The organism is Rhizobium sp. P32RR-XVIII (assembly GCF_012641395.1).
Lineage (GTDB): Bacteria > Pseudomonadota > Alphaproteobacteria > Rhizobiales > Rhizobiaceae > Rhizobium.
The window spans coordinates 363,064-374,174 of the sequence record NZ_JABAIH010000006.1; the positions used below are offsets into that span (position 1 = coordinate 363,064).

Consider the following 11,111-nt stretch of genomic DNA (forward strand, 5'->3'; position numbering starts at 1 on the left):
ACACTCACGCCTCAATTTTTCGCCCGGCGCGAGAAGATGCGACGGATCACGACAAAGAAGGAGGGCACAAAGAAGATGCCGAGTGCCGTCGCTGAAAGCATGCCGCCGAGAACGCCGATGCCGATGGCGTTCTGCGCTGCAGAACCGGCGCCGGTGGCGACCGCCAGCGGGACGACGCCGAGGATAAAGGCGAGCGATGTCATTATGATCGGACGCAGACGCAGCCTTGCTGCTTCCAGCGTCGCTTCGAAGAGTCCCATGCCGGTTTCCATGCGGTCCTTCGCAAACTCGACGATCAGAATCGCGTTCTTCGCGGCCAGACCTATGGTCGTCAGCAGCCCGACCTTGAAGTAGACGTCGTTCGCCTGCCCGAAGAGGGTCGCCGCAGTCAGCGCTCCGAGCACGCCGACGGGCACTGCCATGATGACCGAGAACGGGATCGACCAGCTTTCATAAAGTGCTGCAAGGCAGAGGAAGACGACGAGCACCGAGATCGCGTAAAGCATTGGCGCCTGGGAGCCGGAGAGGCGTTCCTGATAGGAAATGCCCTGCCAGGCGACCGTGTAGCCGCCGCCGAGCTGCTCGGTGAGCGCTTCCATCTCGTTCATGGCATCGCCCGAGCTGACGCCGGGTGCCGATGCGCCGTCAAGCGGGATTGCGCTCACTGCGTTGAAGCGGGCAAGCGTCGGCGCGCCCCTGACCCATTCCGTGGTGGTGAAGGCCGAGAAGGGTACCATCTCGCCTGAACTATTTCGGGCATACCAGTGGTCGAGATCGGTCGGCTGCATGCGGAAGGGTGCGTCGCCCTGGACATAGACCGGCTTGATCTCGCCGTTCAGGGTGAAGTCGTTGACGTCGCGGCCGGTAAAGATGACCGAGAGCATCGAATTGACCGCGGCGATATCGACGCCCATGGCGCCTATCTTTTCCTGGTCGATCAGAATTTTCATCTGCGGCTCGACTTCCTTGTTGTTGCTACGGAGCGCAACCACCTTGCCGCTGGCATTGGCCATCTGGATAAGGCGTTTGGAGGCCGCGTCGAGCGCTTCCGTGCCGTGTCCGCCGGTATCGACGAGATACATCGAGAATCCGCTGGAGACACCGAGCCCCTGGATTGCCGGCGGCAGCAATGCGAAGACCTGCGCTTCGCGGAAGGTGAAGAAGGTCTTCAAGGCACGCGTCACGACCGCCTGCGCCTGCAGGTTGGGGGCTGTGCGCAACGAGAAATCCTTGAGCTTCGTAAACACGATCGCGCTGTTCTGGCCGGAACCGTTGAAGCCGAACCCGAGGGCGCCGAAGACCGAATCAACGGCATCCTTTTCATTCTCGCGGTAGTAGTTCTCCACCTTCTCGACGACGGCCTGGGTCTGCTGCGTTGTCGAGCCGGGCGGCGTCGTGATGATCGTCAGCAGAACGCCCTGGTCTTCCTGCGGCAGGAACGAACTTGGAAGGCGGGTGAAGAGATAGGCACAGCCCGCGCCGATGAGCAGGAACACGAGCATGACGCGGATCGGGCGTTTCAACAAATAGCCGATCGTGCGGACGTAGCCGTTGGTGGAGCGGGTGAAGTTGCGGTTGAACCAGTCGCCGAGGCGACGCTTCTTGTGTTCGTCGACCGGCTTCAGCATGGTCGCGCAAAGCGCCGGCGTCAGGACGATCGCCACGATCGCCGAAAGCAGCATGGCCGAAACGATGGTAACCGAAAACTGACGGTAGATGATGCCGGTCGAGCCGCCAAAGAAGGCCATCGGAATGAAGACGGCCGTCAGAACCAGCGCAATGCCGACGATGGCGCCGGTGATTTCGCCCATCGACTTTTCCGTCGCCTCGAGCGGCGACAGCTTTTCCTCCGACATGATGCGCTCGACGTTTTCGACGACGACGATGGCATCATCGACGAGGAGGCCGATCGCAAGAACCATGGCGAACATCGTCAAGGTGTTGATCGAGTATCCCGTGATCGCAAGGATGCCGAAGGTTCCAAGCAGCACGACGGGCACGGCGATGGTCGGGATCAGCGTCGCGCGCAGGTTCTGCAGGAAGATCAGAAGGACGACGAAGACGAGCGCGATCGCTTCGATAAGGGTGTGGACAACCTTTTCGATCGACAGCTCGACAAAGGGCGTCGTGTCATACGGATAGGTGATCTCGACGCCTTCCGGCAGGCCGCGGCTGATCGTGTCGAGTGCCGAGCGAACGCGTGCAGCGGTATCGATGGCGTTGGCGCCGACCGCGAGATTGACGGCGAAACCGGTCGACGGCTGGCCGTTGTAGCGCGATGAGCCGCCGTAGCTTTCCTGGCCGATTTCGATGCGCGAGACGTCGCTGAGGCGGACGGTCGAGCCGTCCTTTTCCACTTTCAGGATGATTCGCTCGAAATCTGCGACGGTTGTCAGCTGGCTTTGAGCCGTGATGGTGACGTTCAGCTGCTGGCCCTGGACGGCCGGCTGCGCGCCGAGGGAGCCGACGGACACCTGCGTGTTCTGCGCCTGGATGGCCGAGGTCACGTCGCTCGGCGTGAGCTGGAACTTCTGCAGCTTGAAGGGATCAAGCCAGACGCGCATGGCGTAACCGGAGCCGAAGATGTTGATGCTGCCAACGCCTTCGAGCCGCTGGATCTGGTCTTCGATCTGATTGGACAGAATATTGCCGAGGTCGACAGAATTCCGCTTCCCGTCGGTTGAAACGAGCGAGCCGACCAGCAGGATGCTGGAGGTCGATCGCGTCACGCTGATGCCGGCATCGATGACGTCGCTGGGAAGCTGGGACTGCACCAGCTGCAGCTTGTTCTGAACCTGGACCTGAGCGATATCCGGGTCAGCGCTCGTGCCGAAAGTGAGCGAGATGCTGGCCGAACCGGTCGACGAGGTCGATGTCATGTAGGTGAGGTCGTCGAGCCCCGTCATGCCATCTTCGATGATCGTCGTAACCGATTTCTCGACGGTCTCAGCACTCGCGCCGCGATAGCTGGCGTTGATGCGCACCGTTGTCGGCGCGATGTCCGGATACTGCGAGATCGACAGCGTGAAGATCGCGAGCAAGCCTGCGAGCATGATGGTGATCGCAATGACCCAGGCAAAAATCGGGCGTCGGATGAAAAACTTGGCCATCAAATTATTCCTGTGCGGTGGGCTCTCTGTTCGAGGCGGGCGCGTTTTTACTGTACGGCCGGCTTCTGAGCGTCACCGGCTCCTGCCTGTTCGGCAGCTACGACCACACCGCTTTCATTGATTTTCATGGGAACCGGCTTGACCGGCATGCCGGGGGCTATCGACTGAAGGCCGCTGACGATCAGCTGATCGCCATCCTTGACGCCGTCGGTCACGAGCCAGGAATTGTTGGAAGGGGAGGCGTTTTCGAAGGCACGAGTCTCCACCTTGCCGTCGGCGGAGATGAACTGCGCCGTCAGGCGGCCATTCGCGTCACGGCTGGTGGCAAGCTGCGGCAGGGCATAGCCAACCTCTGCGCCGAGTTCGACAGTCGCGCGGACATACATGCCCGGCAGAACGACCCGATCCGGATTCGGGAAGAGCACGCGGATGATGAAGGTTCCGGTCGTCTCGCTGACGATCTGCTTCGACATATCCAGCTTGCCCTTCTGGTTGTATTCCTTGCCGTTTTCGAGGATCAGGCGGAAGATGGCATTCGCTTCGCTCTGAACTGCGCCCGACCTCATGGCATCACGCAGCTTCAGGAGATTGGTGCTCGATTCCGTCAGCAGGATGTAGATCGGATCAAGCTGACGGATCGTCGTCAGCGCCGTGGTCTGGTTGGCGGCAACGACGTTGCCGACGTTGTAAGCCGTCTGGTCGATGACGCCGTCGAACGGGGCGACGATCTTCGTATGGTCGAGATCGATCTGGGCTGAGGCGAGGGCGGCCTTGGCCGATTCGACTTCGGCATGCGCCTGGAGAAGGGTGGTCTTTGCCGTTTCGAATTCGATCTGCGTGGCGCCGCTTCCGACAAGGCGCTGGTAGCGGTCGAAATTGCTCTGTGCGCTTGGTACGCTGGCTTCGGCTTTGGCGATTGCCGCTTTGGCCTGCTCGACGGTCGCAACGTAGGGCGAGTCTTCGATCTGATAGAGAAGGTCGCCTTTCTTCACCTCACCGCCTTCACGGAAGGCGATTTCGCGAATGATGCCGCTGACCTGCGGGCGGATATCGGCCGTTTGGTAGGCTTCGGCCCGTCCGGGAAGGATCGTGGTAACCGGGAAGGTGTCCTTCTTCAGGGCGATGACGCCGACCGGTGCTGCCTGCGGCGCAGCACCCGCCGGGCCGGCTCCGCCCCCAGTCTGCTTGTTGCCGCTATCGTTGCAGGCGGCGAGTAGGCCACTAAGCGCCAAAATCGAAGAAATGATGAAGACACGCCGTATCATGCTGCTTCCCTTGCGATTGGGATTTTGGATCGATCATCGGCCCCGGCGCGCGCTGCTTCAATATGAAAAGAGCAGGATTTTCCGGAATCACATGCCATCGACCGAGCTTAAGAAAAGATTGCCGAAGTGACGTAATTTATAAACCGTCACTTAGCAAGCGCTATTTCGCAGCGCAATATCCACGAAACGGACGATTTCCTCCGCTCTCTGGATAAGTGTGTTCTTGTCGTCCTGGACGATCAGCACGGGGTGCAGCACCGATGCGAGGACATCGGCAACAGTTCTGGCGGCGCGCTGCGGATCACGGCATTTATAACGGTCCGAGCTTACGCCTCGGCGGATGATTTCCTCCAGCTTCTGTTCGATCCGGGCGCGGTAACGGTTGCCTGCCTCGAGCTTCGATTCGATCGTCGTCAGCACCATTTCGAAGATGTAGGGATTCTGTTGAATGTCCTGCAGGTGACTGTCGAGAAGCCGCAGCACGAAACGGAGGAGTTGCTGCTCTGGCGGGAGGTTCTCGTCGATCGAACCGAAACGTTCGGCGGCATTGGCAAGATGCCGCTCTGCAATGGCATCGACCAGTGCCGTCTTCGAGTGAAAATGCTTGAAGATATTGGCCGGCGACATGCCGAGGGCGGAGGCGATGTCGGCGATCGATACGGCAAGGAAACCGCGCTGGCGGAACAACGACTCGGCCATCGACAGAATGTCTTCCCGCGTCTCCTCGGCCTTGCGCCGGGGCCTTCGTGCCATTCGTTTCCCCTCCGGTCTGTCGACCAGTTCCCTTCTGCAAATACTAGTGCCTTCCGCCGAAAACCCGCAAGCACGGAGCGGCTCGCGGGCGGATCAGAGTCTTAAGGGAAATAACGTGCAAGGTTGCTTCGGACACGGGCGAGCGGGGTCTCACCGCTGTCGTCCGGAACGAAAGGCTGCGCCGTAATCGCCTCATAAGCCTTGATGTACACCTGTGAAGTCTGCTCGATCAGTTCCGCCGGTATCTCGGGGATCGCATCCTTGTAGGGGTCGCAGCGCTCGGCCACCCAGGCCCGAACGAAATCCTTATCGAAGCTTGCCGGGCGTGTACCGCGATCGAAGGCTTCCGGGTAACTGTCGGCGAGCCAGTAGCGGCTGCTGTCTGGAGTGTGGATTTCGTCGGCGAGGATAATGTTGCCGTTCTCGTCCGTCCCGAATTCGTATTTGGTATCGACGAGAATAAGCCCGCGCTCGGCCGCCATCTGCTGGCCGCGCGCGAAAAGCGCAAGCGCGTAGCGGGAAAGCGTTGCCCATTGCTCCGCGGTGAGCAGCCCGCGGCTGACGATTTCATCAGGTGTCAGCGGCTCGTCATGTCCACCGTCGAATTCCTTGCTCGTCGGTGTGATCACCGGCTCGGGCAGAAGCTGGTTGTCTCGCATGCCGTCCGGCAGGCGCATGCCGTACATTTCGCGCTCGCCCTTCTTATAAAGAGTGAGGATCGATGTGCCGGTCGTGCCGGCGAGATAGCCGCGAACCACGATCTCGACGGGCAGGATGTCGAGCCGCTTGCCAATAACCACGTTCGGGTCCGGGTAAGCGATGACGTGGTTCGGGCAGATGTCCTTGGTTGCTTCGAACCAGTAGCGGGCGGTTTGCGTCAATACCTGGCCCTTATAGGGAATGCAGGTCAGGATGCGGTCGAAAGCGCTGAGACGGTCGGTGCTGATGATGATGCGGCTGCCATCCGGAAGATCGTAGTTTTCGCGCACCTTGCCGCGATAGTAGTTCGGCAGTTCGGGGAAATGGGCTTCGGAAAGAATTCGCACGGGCTCAACAGTCCTTCTCACTCGGGTTGCCCATGCTCTAGTTTCATTGCGAGGGATGTCAAGTAAATGGCGCTTAAAGCCAGATCAGAGCGATAAGAAGCAGAGTCAGGAGATAGGATACGACAGCCAGCGGACCGCCGGCGCGCAGAAAGTCGGAAACGCGGTAGCCGCCGATGCTCATCGTCAGCGTATTGTTGTGGTGGCCGAAGGGTGTCAGGAAATCGAGCGACGCGCCGGCGGCAACCGCAATGAGATAGGCGTCCGGGGAATGATGTGCCGCTTGGGCAAATTCCAGCGCAATGGGACTGAGCACGATGGCGACAGTCGCGTTGTTGACGAAGGGCGTGAGCGCCATGGCAATGAAGAGCAGGAGGGCAATTCCGGCCAAGGGCACGGATATCGGCACGATCAGGCTCAGCCACGCTGCAAGCATTTGCGCGGTCCCGGTCGTCGCCACGGCCGAGCCGATCGGGATCATCGCCGCCAGCATGATGACGATAGGCCAGTTAATGTCTGCCATGCCCTGGCGAATGTTGAGGTAACTCAGCAGTGCAAGGGCAAGCACGACACCCGCGAAAGCGATGTCGGGAGGGGCGAAATCGAAAGCAGAAAGCGCAACGCCGCAGGCGAAAACGACCATCGGCAGCCAGGCGTTCGACACGGCGTCCACCGAAGGCTGCGTTGCGAGCGGAAGGCATTCGCACTCATCGAGCGCCTCCGCGACCGCTTCGCGCGAGCCTTCCAGCAGAAGGATATCGCCGATCGAGAGCTGCAGGTCGTCGAAACGGCCTTCGATGCGCGGCGAACGCATGGAAAGGGCGGCGACAACAATCCCCCGGCTTCTGAAGACTTCCAGCGAGCGGATACGCGAGCCGACGAGGGTACTCTCCGGCATGACGACAGCTTCTATCCGCACGAAGTCCGGCTGCAATCCATTCGGATGGCTTTCCGCCACGAGCGCATCGGAGGCGGCGAGATCGGCAAAGACCGTCTCGGCACCTTCGGCGAGCAGGGTATCACCCGCTTCGATCGTGGATTGATCGAGCGGACCGAAAACGAATTTGCCGTCGCGTATCAATGCATGCGGCTGGATCGCAAAGAGGCCGGGGCAATCAACAAGCCTATTACCGACCAGCGGCGAGCCCTCGGGAATGCGCCGCTCCGTCACGACCTGCCGCGCGGGCGCGGCGAGCATGGGCTGGGCGTCTGCTTCCGCAAACAAGCGCCGTGCGAGAAAAGCCATCAGCAGAATTCCGGCAACGGCGACCGGAAGGCCGACATAGGCAAAATCGAAGAAGCGAAATCCGGTGCCTGTCGCTTTGGCCAATGCATCACTGACCAGCAAATTGGCGGGCGTGCCGATAAGGGATACGAGGCCGCCCAGAAGTGCTGCAAAGGAAATCGGCATGACAAGCTGGCGCCGGGGGATCTTCATGACGGCACTGATGCGCAGCGTGGCGGGCAGCATGATCGCGAAGGCGCCGATATTGTTCATGAAGATCGAGATGAAGCCGGTAATTGCCGAAAGGCTGGCGATAACCGTGAAGCCGGATCGGCCGGAGGCGGCAAATCGCGCAGCAAGCTTATCGAATAGCTTCGCGTGGGCGAGAACCTGAACGATCAGCAGGACTTCGACGACGGTAATGACAACGGGGCTGGCGAAACCGGCAAACACCTGATCTGTGGGGTAAAGCCTGAGCAGATAACCTGCGATCAGGCCGCCGATCGCTACGACCTCGATGCGGATACGGCTGAGCGAGAATAGAGCAAGCATCGCCGCCAGAAGGATCAGCAGTGATGCTTGCTCGAACGTCATGGGCGGGCTCGCGTTTCAACCGTCAGCGAAAATGTAGCCGTTCGCGCGAGCCTGTACAGAGATGGCGCGAGGAAAGGTCGAGCAATCCTCAAAATCAGGCGGCTGCACGCCAGCGGCGATCTGCCGTTCTTTCGAGTATGGGTGTCGCGAAGACACCGACGGTGCGATCAAGCCATTGGACGCCTTGCGAGCCCAGCTTCTCCCGCCAGCGACCCGATTGCAGCATGGCGGCGCCGATCGCCACGGGCTCGATGCCGCAGGTCGCCATCAGGTGCAAACCGGAGACGATCGACGTGCCGCTCGAGATGACATCGTCGATCAGTGCGATACGGCGGCCTTCAAGCAGCGGCAGCATGCGCGGGTCTATATAAAGACGCTTCTGCTGCTCCGGCGTCGTGATCGACGAGAGGGCAACGGAAAGATCGTCGCGGTACCAGAACTTCCGGGAGGTTCCGAACGGCACATAGCGTGCGTGTCCGAGCTTTTGTGCCACGGCCGCAGCAAGCGTTAATCCGAGCGTCGGCAGGCCTGCGACGATCTCGATGTCGAAAGGCATGATCTTTGCGGCCAATTGTTCGGCGAGCGCATCGAGGACGGCGAAGCTCGCCTGATTGACGATGAGCGAGGCGAGAGCATGTTCACCGTCCGCAAGCACGCGGATCGGCAGGCGAAGCTGACAGCCATCCTCCAGTTCGGCAACATAGAATGATGTGAAATCGCCGTCTGTCGGAAAGCTGCCCGGTGGGTGGAATTCCTGCCAGAAGTCATGCGGCGCCATATCGTCCATCCGCGTCAAACCCGTTTCGTCTTTTCCATGCCCGTACGGCGCCTCAGATCGCGCAGTTCGGCCTCCGTCAAGGCGCGCACTGATCCTTTAGGCAGTTCGCCGAGTTCGAGCCCGCCGATCGCCACCCGCACGAGTCGCAGGCATTCGGTGCCGGTCGCTTCCAGCATCCGGCGGATCTGCCGGTTGCGGCCCTCGTCAAGTTCCACCTCGATCCAGGAGTTCCGGTCACCGCTTCGCAGAAGCCGAGCTGCCGTTGCCGTCAGCACTTCGCCGTCATGCCGGATGCCGTGTGTCATCTCCGCCAGTGATTGGGTATCCATGAGGCGATTGACCTGCACATGGTAGGTCTTCGCCACGTGGGTGATCGGATCGAGCAGCGCCTGCGCGAATTCGGTGTCGTTGGTGAACAGCAGCAGACCTTCGCTTGCCTTGTCGAGGCGGCCGACCGGCGACAGATGTCGAACATCGAAATCCTTGAGGCAGTCATAGACCGTCGGCCGGCCCTCCGGATCATGCCGGGTGGTCACCAGGCCACGGGGCTTGTTCAGCATCAGGTAGATTTTTGTCTCGGCGGCGATCGCTTTGCCGTCCACTTCAAGCTTTGCGGATGAAAGATCGACCCAGGCATCAACATTCCTGACGATCCGCCCATCGACCATTACGCGGCCGTCGGCAATCAGCCGCTCGGCCTGCGTGCGGGAGCAATAGCCGAGTTTCGAAAGGGCGCGCGGCAGGGTGACCCGCTTGCCGCCGGTCTCGGCGCTCGGTTTTCCGCGTTCATGCGATTTCTGCGGTGGGCGCCGCTCTCTCACTCAGCCGTCCTTGTCCGGTTGCGATGCCGTTTATTTGCACGAACGGCAGCCACACACCAGCAGGGCGGTGAACTCAGACGAATATAAAGGTGGAGCGCAGCCAACAGGATCGCCGGCAGCAATGGCCGGCTTAATCCTCGGACGAGGTTGGTCTATTGGCAAGCCAGGAACCCTGCGAGTTCCTGCCGATTGACGACGACGCCGGCAGCAGCTTTCACCGGGTCTGGATGCGTATAGGACAGGCACGGCATTTCAGGCAATTCGAGCGCCTGGCGCATATTCATAATACCGACTGCACGGCGGCCATTTGCGCTTTCGAGGCTGACCTCAACAATACAGTGCGCTCTCTTATTCTCCATAATTCATCCTCCCGCATTATTATTGTCGCCTTCCTGGCATTAAAAATTGGTTTTTCTAAGACATAAGTATTTACGGATCCTACGAAATTTCCATCCGCAGACCCTGAAATAGTCATCTTTATTGTGCGTTGCAGTATAAAGTTAGGAAATACTAAATTCGTCCATACTAAGCCGAAAGGGCGAGACGGATTTTGCCCCTGACTGCGTCGGAAGAGACTTGAGGGCCATGAAGTACGCCCTCTGTCTTTCCTTTGGTTAGAAACAAAATCCGGCGACCAGGGTGGATGAATTCATTGGATACCGACCCTAGTGCCACCAATAGCGGGACTGCGGCTGCCGGTGATTGCTCATCATATAGCCGGCAAGAAAGCCCAGGGCTGCAGCGAAAACCAACGCCGTTGTCGTCGCAGTCGGGTGCTCGCGCGCGGCGCCTGCGGCCGCCATGCCCTCGGCCCGGATCTGGGCGACGGCGTTCTTGGCGCGGGGAAGGGTGTCCTCGTAGGCCTTTGCCGCGCGGTCACGCACTTCGTAATAGGCTTCGGCTCCTTGTGCGGAAATCATCTTCTGCAAGCGCGACACTTCGCGTTGAAGTGCTGCAATGTCCTTGCTGACGGATTCACGGATGTCGTCGGTGTTGGCAGCCATGTCGGTCTCCTTTCGTTCGATGAGAGGAACACGGAAACCGGCATTTAGGTTCCGACTTCAGTTGCTCGCCGGTCTATCAGTGCTTTTGACGCGCGCCGTTACCGATTGTTAACCATAAATCCGGGCTTGCGGCTGATTTCGAAGATCTTTTTGGCCGCGGAGAGGGGAAATTTCGATGATTTTTGACCGCCCGATAAAGATTTTGCCCGGTGACGCGCTATGGCGGTGGGGCCTGTGAATAAACGCCGTCGAAATTCCCTAATGAAATCAATCTGTTATAAAAATGTCAAAAAAGTTGGATTGGCACTGTTGACTATGTCTGAGGGAAGGACTTATAAGCCGCGTCACTGAACGAGGGCGGCGGCGCTGCTGGCGACGAAGTTTCTCGCTCTAGGGTTTCCGGATTGGCTGGATTGCTGATTGATGGTTTGAGGCTTAGGTGCTTTGGACTTTGTGGAACTTTATTCGACCGGGTTGACTGGTCTGTTATTTGACAATTGAAGATGAGAAGAAAGAGA

9 protein-coding genes are annotated in these 11,111 nt (G+C 59.6%); all 9 read right to left on the minus strand.

Features of this window, described 5'->3' with window-relative positions; translation table 11 throughout:
• Window positions 1-11: 11 nt before the first annotated feature.
• The 9 genes from HGP14_RS20005 to HGP14_RS20045 all read right to left on the minus strand — a co-directional run bounded on the left by HGP14_RS20005 (window position 12) and on the right by HGP14_RS20045 (window position 10,593).
• The gene (locus HGP14_RS20005; protein ID WP_168831624.1) at window positions 12-3,110 is read right to left on the minus strand and encodes an efflux RND transporter permease subunit; all 3,099 of its coding nucleotides are present in this window, start codon (window positions 3,108-3,110) and stop codon (window positions 12-14) included.
• A gap of 47 nt (window positions 3,111-3,157) precedes the next feature.
• Window positions 3,158-4,375, minus strand: a complete 1,218-nt coding sequence (locus HGP14_RS20010) for an efflux RND transporter periplasmic adaptor subunit (protein WP_168831625.1) — start codon at window positions 4,373-4,375, stop codon at window positions 3,158-3,160.
• Window positions 4,376-4,525: 150 nt separating this feature from the next.
• On the minus strand, window positions 4,526-5,128 hold the full coding sequence (locus HGP14_RS20015; RefSeq protein ID WP_168831626.1) for a TetR family transcriptional regulator: 603 nt from the start codon (window positions 5,126-5,128) through the stop codon (window positions 4,526-4,528).
• A gap of 101 nt (window positions 5,129-5,229) precedes the next feature.
• Entirely contained in the window at window positions 5,230-6,174 is a 945-nt protein-coding gene (locus tag HGP14_RS20020) for a phosphoribosylaminoimidazolesuccinocarboxamide synthase (RefSeq protein ID WP_168831627.1), read from the minus strand.
• Window positions 6,175-6,247: 73 nt separating this feature from the next.
• Window positions 6,248-7,990, minus strand: coding sequence for an SLC13 family permease (locus HGP14_RS20025; RefSeq protein WP_168831628.1), 1,743 nt, complete (start codon window positions 7,988-7,990; stop codon window positions 6,248-6,250).
• A 94-nt stretch (window positions 7,991-8,084) separates the two neighbouring features.
• The gene (locus HGP14_RS20030) at window positions 8,085-8,768 is read right to left on the minus strand and encodes a phosphoribosyltransferase (RefSeq protein ID WP_168831629.1); all 684 of its coding nucleotides are present in this window, start codon (window positions 8,766-8,768) and stop codon (window positions 8,085-8,087) included.
• A gap of 14 nt (window positions 8,769-8,782) precedes the next feature.
• The gene (locus HGP14_RS20035) at window positions 8,783-9,589 is read right to left on the minus strand and encodes a pseudouridine synthase (RefSeq protein WP_168831630.1); all 807 of its coding nucleotides are present in this window, start codon (window positions 9,587-9,589) and stop codon (window positions 8,783-8,785) included.
• Window positions 9,590-9,741: 152 nt separating this feature from the next.
• Complete coding sequence (locus HGP14_RS20040) at window positions 9,742-9,948, minus strand: hypothetical protein (RefSeq protein WP_168831631.1); 207 nt, start codon at window positions 9,946-9,948, stop codon at window positions 9,742-9,744.
• A 306-nt stretch (window positions 9,949-10,254) separates the two neighbouring features.
• Window positions 10,255-10,593, minus strand: a complete 339-nt coding sequence (locus HGP14_RS20045; protein ID WP_168831632.1) for a hypothetical protein — start codon at window positions 10,591-10,593, stop codon at window positions 10,255-10,257.
• Window positions 10,594-11,111: the final 518 nt, after the last annotated feature.